Annotated in this window: 21 protein-coding genes and 1 pseudogene; 5 read left to right on the forward strand and 17 right to left on the reverse strand. The window is 67.9% G+C overall.

All coding sequences use genetic code 11. The features are described 5' to 3' along the window. Positions 1 to 23 precede the first annotated feature (23 nt). Positions 24 to 1,240: pseudogene (locus GGC64_RS20855) on the forward strand (alanine racemase). A gap of 30 nt (positions 1,241 to 1,270) precedes the next feature. On the opposite strand, the gene GGC64_RS20860 reads toward GGC64_RS20855, so the two are convergent. The 11 genes from GGC64_RS20860 to ftsH form a co-directional block, all read right to left on the reverse strand. Continuing rightward, positions 1,271 to 2,086, reverse strand: coding sequence for a type III pantothenate kinase (locus tag GGC64_RS20860; RefSeq protein ID WP_192724434.1), 816 nt, complete (start codon positions 2,084 to 2,086; stop codon positions 1,271 to 1,273). Between the two features lie 4 nt (positions 2,087 to 2,090). Then, positions 2,091 to 2,498 carry an aspartate 1-decarboxylase gene (panD, locus tag GGC64_RS20865; protein ID WP_192725214.1) on the reverse strand — a complete coding sequence of 136 codons (408 nt, stop codon included), beginning with the start codon at positions 2,496 to 2,498 and terminating at the stop codon, positions 2,091 to 2,093. Beyond that, positions 2,498 to 3,439 carry a pantoate--beta-alanine ligase gene (panC, locus tag GGC64_RS20870; protein ID WP_192724435.1) on the reverse strand — a complete coding sequence of 314 codons (942 nt, stop codon included), beginning with the start codon at positions 3,437 to 3,439 and terminating at the stop codon, positions 2,498 to 2,500. Before panC ends, panD begins: the two co-directional genes overlap by 1 nt. Continuing rightward, entirely contained in the window at positions 3,436 to 4,380 is a 945-nt protein-coding gene (locus GGC64_RS20875; protein ID WP_192724436.1) for a Rossmann-like and DUF2520 domain-containing protein, read from the reverse strand. Before GGC64_RS20875 ends, panC begins: the two co-directional genes overlap by 4 nt. 80 nt (positions 4,381 to 4,460) lie before the next feature. Then, positions 4,461 to 5,894, reverse strand: coding sequence for a DUF6779 domain-containing protein (locus tag GGC64_RS20880; RefSeq protein WP_192724437.1), 1,434 nt, complete (start codon positions 5,892 to 5,894; stop codon positions 4,461 to 4,463). 76 nt (positions 5,895 to 5,970) lie between these two features. Further along, a complete protein-coding gene (locus tag GGC64_RS20885) occupies positions 5,971 to 6,447 on the reverse strand; it encodes a DUF3180 domain-containing protein (protein WP_192724438.1) in 477 nt (158 codons plus the stop codon). Beyond that, complete coding sequence (folK, locus tag GGC64_RS20890) at positions 6,447 to 6,959, reverse strand: 2-amino-4-hydroxy-6-hydroxymethyldihydropteridine diphosphokinase (RefSeq protein WP_192724439.1); 513 nt, start codon at positions 6,957 to 6,959, stop codon at positions 6,447 to 6,449. Before folK ends, GGC64_RS20885 begins: the two co-directional genes overlap by 1 nt. Beyond that, positions 6,956 to 7,339 (reverse strand): dihydroneopterin aldolase, encoded by a 384-nt coding sequence (gene folB / locus GGC64_RS20895; RefSeq protein WP_192724440.1) that lies wholly within the window; start codon positions 7,337 to 7,339, stop codon positions 6,956 to 6,958. Before folB ends, folK begins: the two co-directional genes overlap by 4 nt. Positions 7,340 to 7,351: 12 nt before the next feature. Then, a complete protein-coding gene (folP, locus tag GGC64_RS20900; RefSeq protein WP_370582223.1) occupies positions 7,352 to 8,170 on the reverse strand; it encodes a dihydropteroate synthase in 819 nt (272 codons plus the stop codon). Then, complete coding sequence (gene folE / locus GGC64_RS20905) at positions 8,167 to 8,802, reverse strand: GTP cyclohydrolase I FolE (protein WP_192724442.1); 636 nt, start codon at positions 8,800 to 8,802, stop codon at positions 8,167 to 8,169. Before folE ends, folP begins: the two co-directional genes overlap by 4 nt. A 19-nt stretch (positions 8,803 to 8,821) precedes the next feature. Next, positions 8,822 to 11,155 carry an ATP-dependent zinc metalloprotease FtsH gene (ftsH, locus tag GGC64_RS20910; protein ID WP_192724443.1) on the reverse strand — a complete coding sequence of 778 codons (2,334 nt, stop codon included), beginning with the start codon at positions 11,153 to 11,155 and terminating at the stop codon, positions 8,822 to 8,824. A 220-nt stretch (positions 11,156 to 11,375) separates the two neighbouring features. Here ftsH and GGC64_RS20915 point away from each other — a divergent pair, with 220 nt between their 5' ends. From GGC64_RS20915 to GGC64_RS20930, 4 genes are read left to right on the forward strand one after another with little or no spacing between them, the layout of a single operon-like run. Continuing rightward, positions 11,376 to 12,272 carry an alpha/beta fold hydrolase gene (locus GGC64_RS20915; protein ID WP_192724444.1) on the forward strand — a complete coding sequence of 299 codons (897 nt, stop codon included), beginning with the start codon at positions 11,376 to 11,378 and terminating at the stop codon, positions 12,270 to 12,272. Then, the gene (locus GGC64_RS20920; protein WP_192724445.1) at positions 12,269 to 13,462 is read left to right on the forward strand and encodes an LLM class flavin-dependent oxidoreductase; all 1,194 of its coding nucleotides are present in this window, start codon (positions 12,269 to 12,271) and stop codon (positions 13,460 to 13,462) included. The genes GGC64_RS20915 and GGC64_RS20920 overlap by 4 nt, the downstream gene beginning before the upstream one ends. Continuing rightward, positions 13,462 to 14,478, forward strand: coding sequence for a zinc-binding dehydrogenase (locus GGC64_RS20925; protein WP_192724446.1), 1,017 nt, complete (start codon positions 13,462 to 13,464; stop codon positions 14,476 to 14,478). Before GGC64_RS20920 ends, GGC64_RS20925 begins: the two co-directional genes overlap by 1 nt. A 16-nt stretch (positions 14,479 to 14,494) precedes the next feature. Beyond that, the gene (locus GGC64_RS20930; RefSeq protein WP_192724447.1) at positions 14,495 to 15,235 is read left to right on the forward strand and encodes an SIMPL domain-containing protein; all 741 of its coding nucleotides are present in this window, start codon (positions 14,495 to 14,497) and stop codon (positions 15,233 to 15,235) included. A gap of 104 nt (positions 15,236 to 15,339) precedes the next feature. Here GGC64_RS20930 and GGC64_RS20935 read toward each other — a convergent pair whose 3' ends face one another. The 6 genes from GGC64_RS20935 to dacB form a co-directional block, all read right to left on the reverse strand. Next, positions 15,340 to 17,559 carry a molybdopterin-dependent oxidoreductase gene (locus GGC64_RS20935; RefSeq protein WP_192724448.1) on the reverse strand — a complete coding sequence of 740 codons (2,220 nt, stop codon included), beginning with the start codon at positions 17,557 to 17,559 and terminating at the stop codon, positions 15,340 to 15,342. Positions 17,560 to 17,623: 64 nt separating this feature from the next. Beyond that, positions 17,624 to 17,860, reverse strand: a complete 237-nt coding sequence (locus tag GGC64_RS20940; RefSeq protein WP_192724449.1) for a hypothetical protein — start codon at positions 17,858 to 17,860, stop codon at positions 17,624 to 17,626. A 2-nt stretch (positions 17,861 to 17,862) separates the two neighbouring features. Further along, entirely contained in the window at positions 17,863 to 18,465 is a 603-nt protein-coding gene (gene hpt / locus GGC64_RS20945) for a hypoxanthine phosphoribosyltransferase (protein WP_370582225.1), read from the reverse strand. Beyond that, a complete protein-coding gene (tilS, locus tag GGC64_RS20950; protein WP_192724450.1) occupies positions 18,462 to 19,424 on the reverse strand; it encodes a tRNA lysidine(34) synthetase TilS in 963 nt (320 codons plus the stop codon). The genes hpt and tilS overlap by 4 nt, the downstream gene beginning before the upstream one ends. After that, positions 19,403 to 20,455 carry a zinc-dependent metalloprotease gene (locus GGC64_RS20955; RefSeq protein ID WP_192724451.1) on the reverse strand — a complete coding sequence of 351 codons (1,053 nt, stop codon included), beginning with the start codon at positions 20,453 to 20,455 and terminating at the stop codon, positions 19,403 to 19,405. Before GGC64_RS20955 ends, tilS begins: the two co-directional genes overlap by 22 nt. Positions 20,456 to 20,528: 73 nt before the next feature. Continuing rightward, entirely contained in the window at positions 20,529 to 21,911 is a 1,383-nt protein-coding gene (gene dacB / locus GGC64_RS20960; RefSeq protein WP_192724452.1) for a D-alanyl-D-alanine carboxypeptidase/D-alanyl-D-alanine-endopeptidase, read from the reverse strand. Positions 21,912 to 21,935: the final 24 nt, after the last annotated feature.

The following is a 21,935-nucleotide window of genomic DNA, read 5'->3' on the forward strand; positions in this document are numbered from 1 at the left end:
GACCGACCAGCTTAAATGAACGCATGGCCGCTCCGATCAGCGCCGCTGCGGTCACCGCGCTGGCCGACGAAGTGATCGACTGGCGCTTCAAGGGTCTGCCATCGGCGTGGTGGGGCCGCACCGTAGCGGAGGTTTGTGCAGAGCGACCCGATCTGTTCGAGGCAGGCGCGGTCGGCCCGGTATGCGTGCTGCGTGCCGATGCGCTGACGCACAACCTCACCGCGATGGCGGGCTGGTGCCGTGACCGTGGCGTCGAGCTGGCGCCACACGGCAAGACGCACATGGCCCCTGAGCTGTTCGCCAGGCAACTCGAAGCGGGCGCCTGCGCGATCACCGCAGCGACACTGAGTCACGTGCGCGCATACCGCGCCTTCGGGGTGCGGGACATCGTGCTGGCCAATGAACTTGTCGACACGGCCGGATTGCGCTGGCTGGCAACCGAACTCGACGCCAATCCCGACTTCTCGGTGGTGTGCTGGGTGGATTCGGTCCGCGGCGTCGAACTGATGACGGCGGCACTGGCGGCCGGTGACAGGCCGGTCGAGGTCTGCGTGGAGATCGGTATGCCCGGCGGGCGTACGGGCTGCCGCGACCGTGCCGCTCTCGACGAGGTGGCGCGGGCGGTCGCCGCGTCGCCACGGCTGCGGCTGGTCGGCGTCGGGGGCTACGAGGCCGCGTTCGGCCACGACATCGCACCGGACGCCGTCGCTGCGGTGACGGGATATCTACGTGACATGCGCGAAGCAGCGGTGCGACTGGCGCCGCTGTTCGAGACGGATCACGCGATCGTGACCGCGGGTGGCAGCACCTACTTCGATGCGGTGGCCGACGTGCTGGGTGGAGATTGGCGCACGATCGTGCGCAGCGGTGCGTACCTGACCCACGACGACGGCCTGTACGCGCGCACCTCGCCGCTTCGCACCACGCTGCAGCCCGCATTGCAGGTGTGGGCACAGGTGATGTCCCGTCCAGAGCCCGGATTGGCCTTGCTGACCATGGGCCGCCGCGACGTGTCCTTCGATCAGGATCTGCCGATGCCGCTCGGCTTGGCCGACAGTGAGGGACCAAGCTCAACGATCAGCACGCGTACTTGCGGCTGGGCGGCGACGACGGCGTCGAGGTCGGCGACTGGCTGGGCTTCGGTGTTTCGCACCCGTGCACGGTGTTCGACAAGTGGCAGCTCATCCCTGAACTCGATGCGCACGACCGCGTCGTCGGCCTGATCCGGACCTACTTTTGAGCGGCCCTGGCCAGCAGGCCGCTCGGCCGTCTAGCGGGCCTGCTTCAGCCGGCCACGGCTGCTGTCGCGGTTGCGTTCGAACACCAGCCGCAGGCCGTCGAGCGTCAAGTGTTGGTCGTACTTCTCGACGGTGTGCACGTCGGGCAGCACCAGCGGGGCGGTGTGTCCGGTGGCGACCACCGCGACGTCGTCGCCGGCGAAGCCCTCGACGTCCTCACGGATGCGGTTGACCAACCCGTCGACCAGCCCGGCGAATCCGAACACGGCGCCGGCCTGCATGCACTCGACGGTGTTCTTGCCGACGACCGAACGGGGGCGGGTCAGCTCGACGCGACGCAACGCCGCCGATCGCGCGGCTGCGGCGTCGGAGGACACCTGCACCCCGGGAGCGATTGCGCCGCCGAGGAATTCACCTTTCGCGGACACGACGTCCACGCAGATCGACGAACCGAAGTCGACCACGATCGCCGCGGAATTGTACTTGTGGTAGGCCGCCAGACAGTTGACGATGCGGTCTGCCCCAACCTCTTTCGGGTTGTCGACCAATAGCGGAATGCCGGTGCGGACCCCCGGTTCGATCAACACGTGCGGCACCGAGGGCCAGTACTGCTCGAGCATCACCCGAACCTCGTGCAGCACCGACGGCACAGTTGAAAGGCCCGCCGCGCCGGTCAGACGTTCGGAATCGTCACCGATCAGGCCGTCGATGGTCAGGGCAAGCTCATCGGAGGTCACCTCCGACTCGGTGCGAATCCGCCAGTGCTGCACCACCTTCGCGTGGTCGCCAGATCCCGAGATCAGGCCGACGACGGTGTGAGTGTTGCGTACGTCGATAGCGAGAAGCACGGGCTTACCGCGGCGACATCAGCTCGGCCGCATCGGCCGGCACGTAGGCGGGATCATGCCCCAGGTCGATCTGCTTGTTGTCGGCGTCGACGAAAACCACGCGGGGCTGATAGGTCCTGGCTTCGGCGTCTTCCATTGTGCCGTAGGCGATCAGGATCACCAGATCACCCGGATGCACCAGATGTGCTGCAGCACCGTTGATGCCGATGACACCGCTGCCGCGCTCACCAGTGATCGCGTAGGTGACCAGCCTGGCGCCGTTGTCGACGTCGACGATGGTCACCTGCTCGCCCTCGAGCAGGTCGGCCGCGTCCATCAGGTCGGCGTCGATGGTCACCGACCCGACGTAGTGAAGGTCGGCCTTGGTGACCGTCGCGCGGTGGATCTTCGATTTGAGCATTGTCCGTAACATCAATTCCTCCAAGGTAATTCGTGAGTCTCTTCAGGCCCGACACGTGGGTGGCCGTCGGTCGCGCCGGTTGCTCCGATGTCGATGGCGATGTTGTCGAGAAGTCTGGTACCGCCGAGTCGGGCCGCGATGAGCATGCGGGCGACGCCCTCTGCGGGAGCAGGACCCAGCATCACGTCGCGCACCTCGAGGTAGTCGACGTCGATCGCGGGCACTTCGTCGAGCACGGCGCGCGCGGCGTCCAGCGCCGATGCGGTACCACCCGACGCGGCATACATGCCTGCGAGCAGCGCCGCCGAGAGCGCACCGGCCTGCTCACGTTCCTCCTCACTGAGATAGCGGTTGCGCGACGACATGGCGAGCCCGTCAGCCTCCCGCACTATCGGCACGCCCACGATCTGTGTGTCGATATTCAGGTCGGCGACCATCTGCCGGATCAACACCAGCTGCTGGTAGTCCTTCTCACCGAAGAACGCCCGGTCCGGGTGCACGATCTGAAGCAGTTTGAGCACGACGGTCAGTACACCGGCGAAATGTGTTGGGCGGGCTCCTCCTTCGAGTTCGCTGCCCAGCTGGCCGGGGTGTACCGAAGTGCGCATGCCGTCGGGATACATGTCGGCGGCCGTCGGTGTGAACGCGATTTCGACACCTTCGGAGCGCAGCGCGGCGAGATCGTCGTCGAGCGTGCGCGGGTAGGCGTCCAAGTCTTCACCCGCGCCGAACTGCAACGGATTGACGAAGATCGACACCACGACGACCGCGCCCTGCACTCGCTTGGCGGTCCGAACCAGCGTCAGATGGCCCTCGTGCAGCGCCCCCATCGTGGGTACCAGCATCACCCTGCGCCCCGTCGCACGCAGCGCCTTGGTGACATCTGAGACGTCGCGGGGGCTGGCGTAGACGTTGAGGTCACCGGAGGTGAACTTCGGTTTCGACATGGTCATGATTGTCCCGTCCCCAGGCGACGCGTGGGCCCATCGGCGAGCACGGAGAACACTTCCCTGGGCGCGTGGGCGCGCTGCGCCGTACGCAACGAGTTGGCCCGATACGCCTGCGCCAGTTGCGGATCCACTTCTTCCAGCGCCCGCAGGTGACCGGCGACGGCGTCCGCATCGCCGCGAGCCACCGGCCCGGTCAGCGCCGCTTGCCCGCGCTGCAGCGAGTTCTCCAGCGAGGCCCGCGCCAGCGGACCGATCACGCGCTCGGCGATGCCGCCAGGTGCGTCACCGACAAGCTCCTGCCCCAACAGCTCCTGACCCCACAGCGCCGCACGCAATGCTTCGACGGCGTCGAGCAGCACCGTCACGACGTGGTTGCTGGCATGGGCCAATGCCGCGTGATACAGCGTGCGAGCGTCCTCGCGGACACGGAACGGTTCTCCGCCGATCTCGAGCACCAGCGACTGCGCGATCGCGTAACCGACCCCGTCGGCGGCCGTGACGCCGAAGCAGGTCTCCGACAGCCGCGCAATGTCCTCGTCGGCTCCGGTGAACGTCATCGCGGGATGAATGGCCAGCGGTATGCAGCCCCGCTCGGTCAGCGGCGCGAGCACGCCGATGCCGTTCGCACCCGATGTGTGCGCGACGATGGTGCCCGGCCGAACCGAGGACGTGGCCGCCAGACCTGACACCAGGGCGGCGAGCTCGGCGTCCGGCACGGTCAGCAACAGCAGTTCGGCGCGAGCGGCGACCTCGTCGGGCGGCAGGATCGCGGTGTCGGGCAGGCGCCGCTCGGCGCGCTGGCGCGAAGCGCGCGAGATCGCGCTGCATGCGACCACCACATGATCGGCGCGCTCGAGCGCGACGCCGAGCGCTGTGCCCACCCGACCAGCGGAGATGATGCCGATCGTGAGGCGCGCCGGACGCAGTCCGTCCACCTGCTCCATCGCAGACGACCTCGCAAAATGTCTGGTTTCTTCGTTCCGGTCCTGCGTTGCGGGTACCGGACGGTCGCTGAAAGCCTAACTCACTCGTCGCGGCGCCTGCGACGGCCGCCCCCGGTCGGGGTGGCCTGGAGCCGGGCCAGCAGCTCGGCAACCGATTGTCCGCCGGTGTCCTCTGCGCTGCGGTGCCTGCGCCCCTCGGACTCGGCAGGCGGGGGTTCGGTCGCCGGCTCTTGCTCGCGCTCGTGATGTGGCGGCGGACCGCCGGATTCCGCGTGCAAGGACGGCGGAGCGGGCGGGCGACCGGGGTCGGCCGCCTCCGGGGGTGCGGAGTGGCGGCCGCGGCGGAGCTCGGCTGACGGGGACTGCATGGCCGGCTGAGCCGGCGATTGGGCAGGGGCGGGCGGAGCCGGCGACTGGGTAGGGGCGGGCGGAGCCGGCGAATCGGTAGGGGCCGGCTGAGCCGGCGGATAGGCGGGGGCCGGCTGCGCCGGCGACTCGGCGGAGTCCGGCTCGGGTGCCCGTCGTCTGCCGACGTACTCGGCGGTCGAGCCGTTCTCGGTAGGCACCTCGGCGACCGGGGTCGGCACGGGCGCAACCCAGTTGCTACCCGGTGCGCCAGGGGGTAGCCACTGACCCTCGGCCGGTGCCGGCTGCCAATCGGAAGCCTGTGCTCCGGCTTCTTCCTTCGCAACCGGCTCCGGCTCGGGGCGCGGTGGCGGGGCCGGTGGTCGCTCCTGTTGCGGTGGCTCCCAAGTGAATTGGGTGGTGGTCTCGTTGACCGATGGTGGTGGTGGCGGCGACCACGCGCGTGACTGCTCCTCGGCGCGATGGCGTCGGGCCCGCTCCTGCTCTGTCTCCGACGGTCGACGGTGTGCACCGCCGGTCATCGGCGCCCACTCCGCCTCGGGTGCGTGGGGTTCGGCCGACACGTCGATGATCGGGCTTTCCTCGGTGTTCGCATCGCCGTCGTCGGAATCTTCGGTGTCGATCCGGCTGGCGGTGACCCGGCCTGCGGATTCTGCGACCCGTGGCCAGTCGCCGTAGTCGCGGCTGCGATCGGTTTCGATCGCGGGCCGGTGCGACAGGTCGGCGTCGAACAGAATTTCCAAATTGGCCCGAAGCGCGGCCAATTCGGCCCGTAGACCGGCAACCTCGTCGGCGGCCTGTGCGCGGATCTCAGAGGTCAGCTCGCGGCGTAGCTGGGTTTCGACCGTTAGTTCATATTCACGCCGCGCCGAGATCTCGCGGTCCAACTGCAGGTCATACACGAGCTTGAGGTCGCGCACCTTGGCCTGGTCGATGTCGCTTTGCCTGCGGTAGATCACCGAAACGAATGCCGCCACCACGGCGGCCCACAACGCCAGGATGACGGCCAGCTTCAGCAACTCCACCTTGTTGGTGAATACGAGCGCCGAACTCGCCCCGATGGCGAGCACCAGCAACACCGTCATCAGCAGCCAACCCGGCCTGCGGGCAGCGCGCCGGGAGCGCGTACCGCGGGACAGATCGGCCATGGGCCGACTGTACCTGCCACAGGTCATCTCGCGTGTCGACCCATTCGGCGATTCGGCCGTCGACGCCGCTGGTCAGTTACTCGGTCGCCCCGTCGGCGTTCTCCGGCGGCTCCTGTGGGGACTTGCAGCAATGCTGTAGCCATAGCGCAGCAATCACCAGCGCGAGCGCGCAGACGGCCGCCACGATCGCTCCCGCGGTGTCCTCGCCCGCCACCCGAAGCGTGCCGCGGCGCGGCAAAAGGTAGACCAGCACGGCGATCCACCAACCGAACACCAGCGCGCCCACCCACGCCGACGCCTTTGCGATCACCACGGACCGTGCCACCGCAAGCGGATGCAGCCAACCGCGCGCGTCGCCGATTTCGTTGTTGTTGATCTTGGTGCGTACATAGAACGCCCAGCCGGCCTCAGCGATCGCAACGGCAAGCAGCGACACCCCAGTCCACACCGTGATCGGCGGGAAGTAGCGGTACGCCAGCACGACGAACAAGTAGCCAACGACGGCGGCGAGCACCGTCGCGGCCGTCAGGTCACGCTTGCGAGTGGGTCCCATCAGTTCAGCGCCAGCTCGGTAGCGCGCACACCGTCGCGGTCGGCAGCGTCGAGTTCGGAGAGCAGGTTTCCGACCCGGCGCGGTTGGCCTGCCACCGTCAAGACGGCATCCGGGTCGATCGCCAGCCACGGGATGAGCACGAATGCCCTCAGGTGTGCCAGGGGGTGCGGCAGCGTGAGCTCGGCGTCACGCGACGTCACTTCACGCTCGCCGTCATGACAGGTGACGAGATCAACGTCGAGAGTACGTGGGCCCCAACGCTGTTCGCGTACCCGGTCGGCCACCGCTTCGAGCTCCTGTGCACGACGAAGCCAGCCATGCGCGTCCATGGCGGGGTCGTCGGCGATGAGCACCGCATTGAGAAACGGGCCTTGCTCGACCCCACCCCACGGCGGCGTCTCGTAAACCGGTGACACCGCCCGTACCGCCCCCTCGAGACCGTCGACCACCGACTGCAGTCGCGCCAGCCGATCACCGAGGTTCGATCCGATGGACAACACGACGCGCGTCATGCCGCTCCCCCGCGTCCCCCGCGCCGCGAACGTCGCGCTGTGACGGCAACATCGGTGAATGCCAGCGGAATCGGTGCCGACGGCTTGTGCACGACGACCTCGACAGCGTGCGCGCGTTCGTCGGTCATCACATCGTCGGCGATCGCGCCTGCCACCGCCTCGATGAGGTTGCGCGGCGGCCCCGCGACGATATCGGCGGCGCGCTGGGCGAGCCTGCCGTAGTCGAGCGTGTCGGCGAGGTCGTCGCTCGCGGCGGCGCCCGCCAAGTCGATCCATACCGTGATGTCGACGATGAAGTCCTGGCCGTCGCGACGTTCGTGATCGAACACACCGTGGTGGCCGCGAACGGTCAAGCCACGCAACTCGATTCGATCAGCCATGCTCAACCATTCTCAGCCCGTCCAAGCCTCGAGCACCTTCAGAGCGTCCACCGACGCCCGCACATCGTGCACCCGCACCCCCCACGCGCCGTGCAGTCCTGCCAGCGCAGAGATCACCGCTGTTGCGGTCTCCCTTCCGTCCGGCGACCGGGGCTCGCCGTTCGTGCCCGCCAGCAGTGAGCCTAGGAAGCGCTTGCGCGACGCGCCGACGAGCACCGGGATACCAGTGTCGACGAACTCCGGCAGCGCACGCAGCAGTGCCCAATTGTGTTCTGCGGTCTTGGCGAAACCCAAGCCGGGATCGATTATCAGCCGGGACTGGTCAACACCCGCATGCACCGCCGCATCGACGCTTGCGAGCAACTCGTCACGCACTGCCGCCACCACGTCGCGGTAGTTGGGCGCCTGATGGGGTGCCTCTGCGCCGACCGAGCGCCAATGCATCAGCACCCAAGGCACTTTCGCGTCAGCGAGCAGTGGAGCCATGTTGGGGTCGGCGCGCCCGCCGGACACGTCGTTGACGATCTGGGCGCCGTTTTCCAGCGCCGCCTGCGCCACCTCGGCGTGCATCGTGTCGATGCTGACCGTAATACCTTGCCCGGCAAGCTCTTTGATGACGGGCAGCACGCGGGCTGACTCGACGCGCGACTCGACGCGGGTGGCGCCGGGCCGGGTCGATTCGCCGCCGACGTCGATGATCGCTGCACCCTGCGCGGCCAGCGCCAGTCCATGTTCGACGGCGCGGTCACGGTCGAGGAACAGTCCCCCGTCGGAGAAGGAATCGTCGGTGACGTTCACGACACCCATGACCTGCACGCGCGTCGTGCTCACTTTCGCAGGATCAGATCCAGCGCCTCGGCACGCGATGCCGCATCGCATTTGAACTGCCCGCGCACCGCCGATGTGGTGGTGATGGCGCCGGGTTTACGCACGCCGCGCATCGCCATGCAGAGGTGCTCGGCCTCGACGACGACGATCGCGCCGCGCGGATCGAGCTTGCGCATCAGCGCGTCGGCGATCTGCGCAGTCAGCCGCTCCTGCACCTGCGGGCGCTTGGCGTACAAGTCGACGAGGCGCGCGATCTTCGAGAGGCCGGTGACCCTGCCGTCCTTGCCGGGGATGTAGCCGACGTGCGCGACGCCGTGGAACGACACCAGGTGGTGTTCGCAGGTGGAGTACATCGGAATCTGCTTGACCAACACCAGTTCGTCGTGCTGTTCGTCAAAGGTGGTGTCCAGCACGGTATCCGGGTCGGTGTAGAGCCCGGCGAACATCTCCTGGTACGCCCGCGCCACCCGGGCGGGCGTGTCCTCGAGACCATGCCGGTCGGGGTCCTCGCCGACGGCGATCAGCAGTTCGCGGACCGCGGCCTCGGCGCGCGGTTGGTCAAAGACACGGTGGCTCACCGTGGCCGAGTTGTTGTGCGACGTCTGCGGTACCGCTCCTCGCGTGCGCGGGGTCATCGGAGCCTCCGTTTATCTGTCAGCCGTTCGGGCGGCCGCTGTCATGGCCCGGATCCTCGTTGGCGCCCTGCGCAGGCGGAGTGTCCTGTACCCCAGGAGCGTCCTGTACGGGCGGAGCATCCTGTACGGGCTGCGGATGTCCGGTCTGCGGGTAGGGCTGATACGGGTAGTGCTGCTGCCAGTGGGGCGGCGGGTACCAGTACCCCTGCGGTTGGGGGTACGGCTGTCCCGGCGGCTGGCCCTGCGGTGGCCAGCCGGGCGCGTGCCATCCGGCTGGGGCGCCGTAGTCGGGCTGCGTCGGCGCATTCGCGGGGATTCCGTTGGCGCCGTTACCATTTGTGCCGTTCTGGTGGGCCTGGCGCGCGGCGGCCTCCTGGCTTGCCTGCGCGATGGCCGCCTTGAACGCGGGCTCGGGGATCGGCTTGGGCCACGGCTCGCCGCGTTCGATGGCGAGCTCGCCCGGCGTCTTGATCGGCGGCTTGTCGGACGGCACCCGGCCGCCGAAGTCGTCGAACATGGTGAGCCGGGGCCGCTTCTTCACGTCACCGAAGATGGCCTGCAGTTCGGCGCGGTGCAGGGTTTCCTTCTCCAGCAGCTCGCCTGCGAGCGTGTCGAGCACGTCGCGGTATTCGGTGAGGATCTCCCACGCCTCGGTGTGCGCGGCCTCGATCAGCTTGCGCACCTCGTCGTCGATGATCTGCGCGACCTCATGGCTGTAGTCGGCCTGCGTGCCCATCGTCCTACCGAGGAAGGGGTCGCCGTGTTCGGTGCCGTAGCGCACCGCGCCCAGTTTGCTGCTCATGCCGTACTCGGTCACCATCGCACGGGCGATCTTGGTGGCCTGGTCGATATCGGAGGACGCCCCGGTGGTCGGCTCGCGGAACACCAGTTCCTCGGCGGCGCGCCCGCCCATCGCGAACACCAGTCGGGCGATCATCTCCGAGCGGGTCATCAGGCCCTTGTCGTCCTCGGGCACCGCCATCGCGTGGCCGCCGGTGCGGCCGCGGGCAAGGATCGTCACCTTGTAGATCGGGTCGATGTCCGGCATCGCCCACGCCGCGAGCGTGTGACCGCCCTCGTGGTAGGCGGTGATCTTCTTCTCGTGCTCGCTGATGATCCGGCTCTTGCGCCGCGGCCCGCCGACGACGCGGTCGACCGCCTCCTCCAGCGCGGGGCCGGTGATCACGGTGCCGTTCTCCCGGGCGGTCAGCAGCGCGGCCTCGTTGACGACGTTGGCCAGATCGGCGCCGGACATGCCGACGGTCCGCTTGGCCAGCCCGTCGAGGTCGGCGTCGGGCGCGATCGGCTTGCCCTGCGAATGCACGCGCAGCACCGCGCGGCGGCCGGCGAGATCGGGGTTGGACACCGGGATCTGGCGGTCGAAGCGGCCCGGCCGCAGCAGCGCTGGGTCGAGGATGTCGGGTCGGTTGGTGGCCGCGATCAGGATGACGCCCTGACGGTCGCCGAAGCCGTCCATCTCGACGAGCAGCTGGTTCAACGTCTGCTCGCGCTCGTCGTGCCCGCCGCCGAGGCCGGCGCCACGCTGGCGACCGACCGCGTCGATCTCGTCGACGAAGATGATGCACGGGCTGTTCTGCTTGGCCTGCTCGAACAGGTCGCGCACCCGGGACGCGCCGACACCGACGAACATCTCGACGAAGTCCGAACCCGAAATCGTGAAGAACGGAACCCCGGCCTCGCCTGCGACGGCCCTGGCGAGCAGCGTCTTGCCGGTGCCCGGTGGGCCGTAAAGCAGCACGCCCTTGGGGATCTTGGCGCCGAGCGCCTGATAGCGGGTCGGGTTCTGCAGGAAGTCCTTGATCTCGTAGAGCTCTTCGACCGCCTCGTCGACACCCGCGACGTCGGCGAACGTGGTCTTCGGCATGTCCTTGGAGAGCTGCTTGGCCCGCGACTTGCCAAAGCCGAAGCCCATCCGCCCGCCGGTCTGCATGCGGGAGAACATCACGAACAACCCGACGAGCAACAGCAGCGGCAATAGGTAGATCAGCAGCGAGCCCAACATGCTGCCCTGGTTGACCACGGTGTTGACCTTGGCGTTCTTCGCGTTCAGCGCGTCGAACAGCGGCACGGCGTACCCGGTGGGGAACTTGGTGATGACCTTGTCGCTGTTGTCGGTGTCGGCGTTGCCGTTCTTCAGCTCGAGCCGCAGTTGCTGCTCACGGTCGTCGATCTGCGCGCTCTTGATGTTGTCGCTGTTGATCTGGGCCATCGCCACCGAGGTATCGACGGGTTTATAGCCGCGGGTGTCGTCACTGAAATAGAAGAACGACCAGACCAGCAGCAGGATCACGCAGACCGCCGTGACCGTGCGAATCACATTTTTCCGGTTCATCAAGCATCGGCCCTCGTGGGCCAGGTCCTTCCATACGCGCAGCTGGAAACCTCAAGGCTACCGCTAGACCAACGAACAACAGTTCCCGCGGTTGTCTGGCCCTTCCGCCGAACGTGGGTTACCCGCACGCTTGTCGCGCTCGAAGCGTGACACGAGCCCACACTCGGCCCCGGCAGAACACACTCTTTCGGCGACCGTTGCCCTGTGCTTGGCTGTGGTCGTGCTCACCTCGACCGAACGGTTAGTTGAGACAAACGGCGTTTCACTGCGGGTGTACGAAGCCGGCGAGCGCGGCGCACCCCTGGTCGTGCTGGCACACGGTTTCCCCGAACTGGCTTACTCGTGGCGCCACCAGATCCCGGTGATCGCGGCGGCGGGCTACCACGTGCTGGCTCCCGACCAGCGCGGCTACGGCGGCTCGGACCGTCCCGACGCTGTCGAGGACTACGACATCCACGCGCTCACCGGCGACCTCGTCGGCCTGCTCGACGCCGTCGGCGCACGACAAGCGATATTCATCGGCCACGACTGGGGTGCCATGGTCGTCTGGCACACCGCCGTCTTGCACCCCGGACGCGTGCGGGCGGTCGCGGGCCTTTCTGTTCCACCCATCCCGCGGGCACGGTCGCGCCCCACCGAACGCTGGCGGCAGAAGTTCGGCGACGACTTCTACATGCTGCGGTTCCAGAACCCAGGCGTGGCCGAGGCCGAGATGGAAGCCGACGTCGCCGCGACGATGAGCGGAATGTTCGCCGGGCTGTTGACCGGACCCGCGCCGCTGCCGGACTGGATCAGCGCCGACGAATTCGAGCACTACGTCACCGAGTTCAGCAGGACGGGCTTCACCGGCGCGCTGAACTGGTACCGCAACTACGACCGCAACTGGGAGTCGACGCCGCAGCTCGCCGACGCGAAGATCACGGCGCCCGCGCTGTTCGTCGGCGGCACCGCAGACCCGGTGGGCCACACCATGAACCCGGCCCGCGCGCGTGAACTGGCCGTCGGCCCCTACACCGAAAAGTGGATCGACGGTGCGGGCCACTGGGTGCAACAGGAACGCGCCGACGAGGTCAACCGAATCCTGCTGGCATTCCTGACCGAACTGGAGGAGTCATGAGCGGTAAGCCGATGAACTTCGGAGTCTTCATCACGCCGTTTCACCCCGTCGGTCAATCTCCAACCGTCGCACTGGAATACGACCTCGACCGCACCGTCGCACTCGACAAGCTCGGATACGACGAAGTCTGGTACGGCGAGCACCACTCCGGCGGCTACGAACTGATCGCGTGCCCGGAGGTGTTCATCGCCGCAGCCGCCGAGCGCACCAAGCACATCAAGCTGGGCACCGGCGTGGTGTCGCTGCCCTACCACCATCCGCTGATGGTCGCCGACCGTTGGGTGCTGCTCGACCACCTGACCCGCGGACGCGTGATCTTCGGCACCGGCCCGGGCGCGCTGCCTTCCGACGCCTACATGATGGGGATCGACCCGGTCGAGCAGCGGCGGATGATGCAGGAATCCCTCGAGGCGATCCTGGCATTGTTCCGCGCGGCGCCAGAGGAGCGGGTCAGCAGGCATTCCGACTGGTTCACGCTGCAGGAAGCCCAGCTGCACATTCGTCCGTACACGTGGCCGTATCCCGAAATCTCAACGGCGGCAATGATTTCCCCGTCCGGTCCGCGGCTGGCGGGTGCGCTTGGCACCTCGCTGCTTTCGCTGTCGATGTCGGTGCCCGGCGGCTATGCAGCGCTGGAGAACACCTGGGAGGTCGTGGTCGACCAGGCCGAGAAGTCCTGCCGTGACGAGCCGGACCGCGACGACTGGCGGGTGTTGGCCATCATCCATCTGGCTGACACCAAGGAGCAGGCGATCGACGACTGCACCTATGGGTTGCAGGATTTCGCGAACTACTTCGGAGCGGCCGGATTCGTGCCCTTGTCGAATTCGGTTGAGGGAACGCAATCCCCGCGCGAATTCGTGGCCGAGTATGCAGGCATGGGCAATTGCTGCATCGGCACGCCCGGCGATGCAGTGGCCTACATTCAGGATCTGCTCGATCAGTCCGGTGGGTTCGGCACGCTGTTGCTACTCGGCCACGACTGGGCCTCGCCCGCTGCCACGTACCACTCGTACGAACTGTTCGCGCGTGAGGTCATGCCGCATTTCAAGGGACAGCTGTCCGCGCCGCGTGCCAGCCACGATTGGGCAAAGGGCATGCGCGACAAGCTCCTTGGCCGCGCGGGCGAGGCCATCGTCAAGGCGATCAACGAGCACACCGACGAGCTCAAAGAGCGCGAGCAAACCTGATGCGCGCCTCCGTTCTGCGCGACGGCCGCATGGTACTGCGCGACGATGTCGCCGAACCGGTTCCCGGCCCCGGCCAGGTGCTCGTCGGCGTGAAGGCGTGCGGAATCTGCGGCTCGGACCTGCATTTCGCCAAACACGGCGCCGATGTGCTTGAACTCAACGATCAGATCGAGGGCTTCGGTGGCGGCGGCATGAATATCGATCTGAGCCGTGACGTTTTCATGGGTCATGAGTTCAGCGCCGAAGTACTCGAGGCGGGGCCCGACACCGAGGCGCCTGCGCCCGGCACGCTGGTCACCTCCCTGCCGGTGCTGGTTTCGGCCGGCGGCATCGAGCCGATCGTCTACTCCAACAGGACGATTGGCGGCTACGCGGAGCGGATGCTGTTATCGGCTCCGCTGCTGACGCCGATCCCTAATGGACTGGACCCGCGGCACGCTGCGCTGACCGAGCCGATGGCCGTCGGCCTGCACGCGGTGAACAAATCTGCTATCGAGCGCGGTGAGGCCGCTTTGGTGCTCGGTTGCGGGCCCATCGGCATCGCGATCATCGCGGGGCTTCGCCACCGCGGTGTGGAAACAGTTGTGGCGGCGGACTATTCGGCCCGCCGACGCGAACTGGCCCTCGCGATGGGCGCAACGTCGACCGTAGACCCCGCTGATGGGTCACCGTTCGACAGCGCGCGCCCCACGGTGGTGTTCGAGGCAGTCGGCGTGCCGGGCATCATCGACGACATCCTGCGCCGGGCGCCTGTCGGTGCGCGCGTCGTCGTCGCCGGAGTGTGCATGCAGGCCGATAGTTTCCATCCGTATTTCGCGATCGCCAAGCAGATCAACGTGCAGTTCGTGTTGGCCTACGACCCGACGGAGTTCACCGATTGCCTGCGCGCGATCGCCGAGGGTGACGTCGACGTGGCGCCGATGATCACCGGTGAGGTCGGCCTGGACGGCGTCGGTGCGGCGTTCGACGAGCTGGCGCACCCCGACGCGCACTGCAAGATCCTGGTGGCTCCCTGAAGGTATGGTGCGAGGCATGCCGATCGCAGCGAGAGCGAAGATGTCCACCCGTTTCCTCCTTCTCGCCGCGGCGGGGCTTGCCGCCGTTGGTCTCTCGGCCTGCGACTCCTCCTCTGGCCCAACGGCAACGGGCGACAAGGACGCCCGGCAAGTAACCGTCGTCGGCGCGGGCGAGGTGCAGGGCACGCCGGACCGGCTCACCGTCAACGCGTCGATCGAGTTCGTCGCACCCGACGTCAGCGGCGCCATGAACCAGACCAGCGACCGTCAACAGGCGGTCATCGACGCGTTGGTGGGCTCGGGCATCGACCGCAAGGACATCAGCACGTCGAATGTGAGCCTGCAACCGCAATTCGCGGGCGGCGACAGCACGACGATCATCGGCTACCGCGCCACGAATTCGATCGACGTGAAGATCCGCAAACTCGACAGCGCATCGCAGGCGTTGGCGTTGATCGTCAGCACCGGCGGGGACGCCACGCGCATCAACTCGGTGAACTATTCGCTCGAGGACGACTCGCAACTCGTCAAGGACGCGCGGGCGCGGGCGTTCAACGATGCCAAGGACCGCGCCCAGCAGTACGCGCAGTTGTCCGGTCTGAAGCTCGGCAAGGTCATCTCGATCACCGAGTCGGGCGGCTCGACACCGCCGACGCCCGTGCCCAACTTCAAGGGTGCGGAGATGGCGGCCGTGCCGCTGGAGCCCGGCCAGCAGACGGTCGGCTTCTCGGTGACGGTGATCTTCGAGCTCACCTGACTTTGCGCACACTCGCGCCGCGCCGAGCGTGCGCGAAATGTCCGCAACTAGCGGCGTGTCGGCGTGCAGACACGCACGCTCGCGGTAGTTGGGGCTAGGTGTGGCTAGGCGGGGGCGACGACGACCGGGATGCCGTTGAGCACAGCGGTGCCCGACAGCGGGTCGAGTTGGCCGCCGTCGTTGAGCTGGTTGACGTTGACGCCGGGTTGATCGGCGGCCACCGCCTGCCGCGTGCCGCCGCGGTCGTGGCCCCAGCCGTGCGGCAGCGACACGACGCCACGCCGCATACCCGGATCCAGTTCGATCGGCGCGACCACATCGCCGCCGGGCCCCTTGATCGACGCGTTGTCGGTCAGCCCCAGTTCTGCCGCGTCATCCGGATGGATCTGCAGCGTGCAGCGGTTCGTCCCGCCCGCCAGAGCGGGCAGGTTGTGCATCCAGCTGTTGTTCGAACGCAGGTGCCTGCGACCGATCAGCACGAAACCGTCGTCGCCGCGGCTCAGCGAATCCTGCAGTCGAGCGGCGTCGGCGATCAGCGGCTCGGGTGCGAGTTCGATTCTGCCCGAACGTGTTTTGAGCACCGCCGGCATCCTGGGCTGTAGCGGGCCGAAGTCGATGCCGTGCGGCGTCGCCTTGAGTCGCTCCAGGGTCAGGCCATCGGCGTTGGCGCCGAACGCATCTCCGTAAGGGCCGAGCCGAAGCATCATGTCGAGACGGCGTTCGTATCCCGGACCGTCGATCAGCATCGCTGTCAGTTCGTCCACCGCACGCCCGGCAACCGGTGAATCGGGGTCGGCGGTTTCCTTCTGCAGCGTCGTCGCGATGACCTGGTCGTCCACCAACGCCGGGTCGGCCTGATACCCGATGCCGTAAAGGATCAGCGCGAGGCGCGACAGGATCTCCGGCTCGTCGGGTCGACCATCCGATTGCAGCGCCGGCGGCGAGTAGCGGGCATTGTTGCGCACCGCAAGGTTGTTCAGCGCGAAGTCGAAATGGCCTGCCTGTGACGGCGGTGGCGGCGGCAGGATCACGTCGGCGTGCCGCGTCGTCTCGTTGAGATACGGGTCGATGCTGAGCATGAAATCGACGCTGTCCAGCGCCCGGTCGAGCCGGTCGCCGTCGGGCGCCGACAGCACGGGGTTGCCGGCGATCGTGATCATCGCCTTGATCTGACCATCGCCTGCGGTGTCGATCTCCTCGGCGAGCGCGACCGCGGGCAGCTCCCCGAGCGCCTCGGGATAGCCGGAGACGCGGCTGTGCCAGCGGCCGGTGGTGAACCCCTTGCCGGGGCCCGCAGGCCGTGGCGCGGACATCGCCGCGCCCAGCGGGAACATCGCCCCACCCGGCCGGTCGAGATTCCCGGTAAGGACGTTGATGACGTCGACCAGCCAGCTGCCGATCGTGCCGAATTCGACTGTGGACGTACCGATTCGGCCGTACACCGCCGCCGACGGCGCGGCGGCGATCTCCCGCGCCAAGGCCCGGATCTCGTCGGCCGGCACACCACAGTGCGTGGCGACCGATTCCGGTGAGAAGCCTGACGCCAACTCGCGAAGTTCCTCAAGGCCGTTCACATGCTCGGCCAGACCGCCGAGATCCGGTGCGACAAGGCCTTCTTCGAACAAGGTGTGAACTACCCCGAACAGCAGAGCGGCATCGGTGCCTGGACGCGGTGCGATATGACGATCGGCGAGTTCGGCGGTGCGGGTGCGGGCCGGATCGATGACGGTGAGCTTGCCGCCGCGCTTGCGCAACGCCCGCAGCTTGCCGGGGAAGTCCGCCGCAGTGGCCAAACTGCCGTTGGACACAAGGGGATTCGCGCCGATGATCACCAGATAGTCGGTGCGGTCAAGGTCGGGGACGGTGAATGCGACTGGGCTGCCGAACACGTAGCCAAGGGCGACGTGTTTGGGCATCTGGTCAAGAGTGCTCGCGCTGTACACGTGCCGGGTTTTCAGCGCCCTGATGATCAGCGGTCCGTAGAGGGCACCGGCGATCGTGTGTGCGTTCGGGTTGCCGAGATACACGCCGACCGACGTCGCGCCGTGGTCCTTGATGACCCCGCCGAGCCGCTCGGCGATGACGGCGTACGCCTCATCCCAGGTGGCCTCGGTGAGTTCGCCGTCACGACGGACCAGCGGCGTCGTCAACCGGTCGGGGTCGTTGTCGAGTTCGGCGAAGCTGGCGCCCTTCGGGCAGATGAACCCGTGGCTGAACACGTCGTCGCGGTCGCCGCGGGCGCCGGTCACCCGGCCGTCCTCGATCGTCAGCGTCAAGCCGCAGGTGGCCTCGCAGAACGGGCAGATCCGAAGGGCTGTGGTCATCTCCGCATTCTGCGCTGTGCCCCGGCGGTCGCGCCATTACCCCCTACGTAATCGCTGTTGCCGCTCATTTGAGCAGGAGATCGGGCGGAAGCGGGCGGGCCGGATCGACCTCGACGTGGATCACGTTCTGCTGGCTGTAGCCCGCCCAGTCCGGCATCCAGGTCTCCACGTAGTAGTCCCCTGGCTGCAACGGCGGATGCCAGCCCTCCTGACGTGTGGACTCGTCGACACCCGCCCGCACCTGCCGGTATCCGAGCCCCTCGAGCACATGCAGCGATTCGGCGAGCTCTTCGTTGCCCACGCCTACTCCTGCTCGTACACCTTGGGATCGAGCGTGCCGATATACGGCAGGTCGCGGTAGCGCTCGGCGTAGTCGAGGCCGTAGCCCACCACGAACTCGTTGGGGATGTCGAAGCCGACGTAGGCGATGTCGACGTCGGCGCGCACCGCGTCGGGCTTGCGCAGCAGCGTGCACACCCGAAGCGACCTCGGCCGCCGGGTGGCCAGGTTGCGCAGCAACCACGACAAGGTCAGCCCGGAGTCGACAACGTCCTCGACGATCAGCACGTCGCGGTCGTTGATGTCGCGGTCGAGGTCCTTGAGGATGCGCACGACGCCCGAGGACGAGGTCGAGGAGCCGTAGGAGCTGACCGCCATGAACTCCAGCTGTGTCGGCACCGGAATGGCCCGCGCGAGGTCGGTGACGAAGAACACCGCACCCTTGAGCACCGTGACGAGAAGCAGGTCGTTCTCGGCGATCGCGTCGCGGTAGTCCGCGCCGACCTGCGCACCGAGTTCGGCCACCTTGTCCTGGATCGCCTGCGCTGAGAGCAACACCGACTTGATGTCGCCTGGGTACAGCTCGGCGGGTTGCTCAGCCACGTCCACAGCGTGCCATATCTTCACACCGGCTCGGTGTGCAGCGTCAGCATCCCGTCGCGGCGCCCGGCGATCAGACGCTGATTGCGCAACGCCGAGCCGACGGCCACGCCGCCCTGACCGCGCCACGCCGTCACCAACGTGTCCACTCCGCGGATCTGCTTGTCGGTCAGACCGCTGGCCCCACCTGCGAGCAGCCAACCCCGAATCACCCTGCGGCGGACCGCGTCCGGCAGCGCCGCCAGCCGCACAATGTCCAGACCCCCGCGGGTGCCGATCTCGGCCATCGCGTGCGCTGCCAGGTCGTCGAGGGCTTCGGTGTCTTCGCGCAGCGCGGTCGCGGTCCGCGCCAGCGCCTCGGCCACCCCGCCGCCAAGCACGTCCTCCAGCAGGGGCAGCACCTCGGTGCGCAGCCGCGTGCGGGTGAACCTTCGATCGGCGTTGTGTGGGTCCTGCCACGGTGAGAGCCGCAGTTCCTCGCAGGCGGCATGCGTCACCGCCCGACGAACAGCCAGCAGCGGGCGATACCACGGCGGGTCGCAGACCCGCATGCCTGCGATGGACCGCGCGCCCGAGCCACGCCCCAGCCCGAGCAGCACCGTCTCGGCCTGGTCGTCGAGGGTGTGCGCGAGCAGCACCGGGGCCTGCCCGCTGGCATCCCGCAGGGCTTGATAGCGAGCGGTGCGCGCGGCCGCCTCCGGCCCGCCGTCGGTGCCCACATCGACGCAAAGCACTTGGGCGTCAACACATCCCAGCGATAACGCCTGCTCTCGCGCCGTCGCCGCCACCCGGCCGGATTCGGGTTGCAGCCGATGGTCGACGATCAGCGCGACGGTGGGTTTGGCTGCGGCGGCCACGGCCGTGAGCGCCAACGAATCCGCACCGCCGGACAACGCCACACACCAGCGTTCGTGATGTGCGGCATGCGCGCTGACGAAGGCGGCCACCGCCGCGGTCAGCGTCGCTACAGCACCCGGTCGATCCATCGCTGAGGATCATCGACTTCGGTTGGCAGCGGCAGGGTTTCGGGGCTGGTCCAGATCGTGTTGAACCTGGCCATGCCGACCCGGCCGACGACATGGTCGACGAATGCCTTACCGCGCGTGTACTGACTGAGCTTGGCGTCGAATCCCAGCAGCGCCCGCACGATGCGCTGCAGCGGCGGTTGCTTGCGTTTGCGGCGCTCGTCGAACCGGCGCCGAATCGTGCTGACCGTCGGGACCACTGCGGGACCCACGGCGTCCATCACGTGGTCGGCGTGTCCCTCCAGCAGCGTGCCGAGCACAAGCAACCGATCGAGCGCCTGGCGCTGCGGCTCGGACTGCACCGCTCGCAGCAAGCCGAGTACACCAGCCGAATTCGGTTCCGGCGCAACGCCGTCACGCCTGTTACGGATGATCTCGGCCAGCCGCCCGACCACCTGGGAGACATCCTCCCCGGCGTCCTCGGTCAGCACCGCGAGTGACTGCGACATGTGCTGGGCGAGCCAGGGGTTGGCCCGGAACTGGACCCGGTGGGTGACCTCGTGCAGGCACACCCACAGCCTGAAATCGGCTGGCAACACCCGCAATTGACGCTCGACTGCGATCACGTTCGGATACACCAGCAGCAGCTCGCCGCCGTTCGGCCCGAACGGGTCGTACTGGCCGAGGATTCCCGACGAGATGAACGCCAGCACGGCGCCGGTCTGCGCCCCGGTGAGGCGGCCGGTGATGAAGCCGCTGGGGTGTTCTGCACCGCCCGTCATCACCCGCATGGATTGCGTTGCGGCGCGGATCCATTCGACGCGGTCGACGACGCGTGCCTCGGGAATCTCGCCGCCCTCGATCAACCCCGTCACCTCGCGCACAGGTAATTCGGCGGTGCGCGACGACTCGGCCAGCTGATCGATGACCTGCCGGTGGGTGTAGTCGGTGGCGGCGGGACCGGGCCGGACCAATTTGGCGCCGACGGTCGCGGCGAACTGCCAGTCCACGGCGCGGCCGACAGTGAGCTTTGGCCTCGTTGACGGACTCATGCCTCGACTCCCGGTCGCTCCGGTCCTCGCTCGTTCCTCGCTGCGATCCTCACTCGCGGTCGTCTTCGGGTGCTCATGCGCTGCACCCGCACGACCGCAGGGCAGCGGCCAGCGCGTCGATCGCAGTGCGGCCCGTCGGGCCGGCGTTGTTGGAGATGAACGCGAACGTGAGCACCCGCCCGCTGGCGTCGGTGACGATGCCGACCAACGAATTGGTTCCGGTCAACGACCCCGTCTTGGCCCGTAGGTATCCGGCGGCGGCACGGCCGGCGTCGGTGTCCAGGTAGCGGTTGGACAGCGTGCCGCTGCCACCCGCGATCGGCAGCAGGTCGACCAGCGGCCGCAGCCGTGGCTGGTCATCGCCGGCGGCGGCGGTCACCACCCCGTCCAGCGTCTCGGCGGTGAGCCGGTCGTCGGCGGAGAGCCCGCTGGAGTCCAGCAGATGCGCATTGCCGGTGTCGATCTTCGCCTTGTCCAGTTGAGCAAGCACCGCCTGCACACCGCCGTCGAAACTCTGCGGCTTGTTCTCATGCGCCGCCACCTCGCGGCCGATCGACTCGGCCATCACGTTGTCGGAGTCGTTCATCATCTGCCGCAGCCGCTCGATCAGCGGCGGCGACTGCACCGACGCGATCTCCTTGCCTCCGCTCATGCCGGAAGGCAACACGGTCACCGTGGCGGGGTCGACCTTCAGCGCGACGGCCAGCGCGCGGCCCGCGTCAAGCGCGGGCGTCCTGGACCGTGCCGAATCGACGCTCACCGGCTGGGTGCGGCCGCCGTCGAGCATCACCGCTTCCATCGGCGCCATGTCGCCGCCGTCGATGTCGGCGGGATCCCAACCGGGCGCCAAGGTCGGTCCGCTGTACGCACTGACGTCGACCTGCACGGTCGTCACGTCGACGCCGCTGCTACGCACCTGGTCGGCGAGGTCGCTGATGCGCGCCGCACCCTTGTACCAGGTGTCCTGACCGATCGGCGCCGCCGAAAGCGTCGGGTCGCCGCCGCCCTTGAGCACGACGACACCGGGCTGCCCGGTCGACAGCACCCGGGTGGTCAGCCTCGCGTCGCGGTCGAGGGCAAGCAACGCCGCGGCCGTGGTGAGCGTCTTGTTCACCGACGCGGGTTGCATCGGCACCTCCGCGCCCTGCGCCCACAGCTGCGCCCCGGTGATCGCGTCGGTGATCCGGCCGGTCAGCGCCCCCAGGTTGGGGTCGGCCACCAGCGGGGCCAGCGTGGCTGCCAGCCGGTCGGGAGTCGGCTTGGTCGCAGAGTCGGAAACGGGCACGATGCCCGGCGCCGCGGTCGCAGCGGCCGGCACGGCCTTGACGGCCTGCGCGTCGCTGGTGGAGTTGCCGCTACCGAACACCGCGGCCGCCGCGACGACGCCTGCGACCAGCAGCAGCACCGCCACGCCGATCCCCACATGCGTGGATCGCCGCCACTGCGTCGGCCGCATATCTCTCCTGATCTAGTGAACCGC

It is taken from the genome of Mycobacterium sp. OAS707 (assembly GCF_014873705.1).
In the GTDB taxonomy this organism is placed as follows: Bacteria; Actinomycetota; Actinomycetes; order Mycobacteriales; family Mycobacteriaceae; genus Mycobacterium.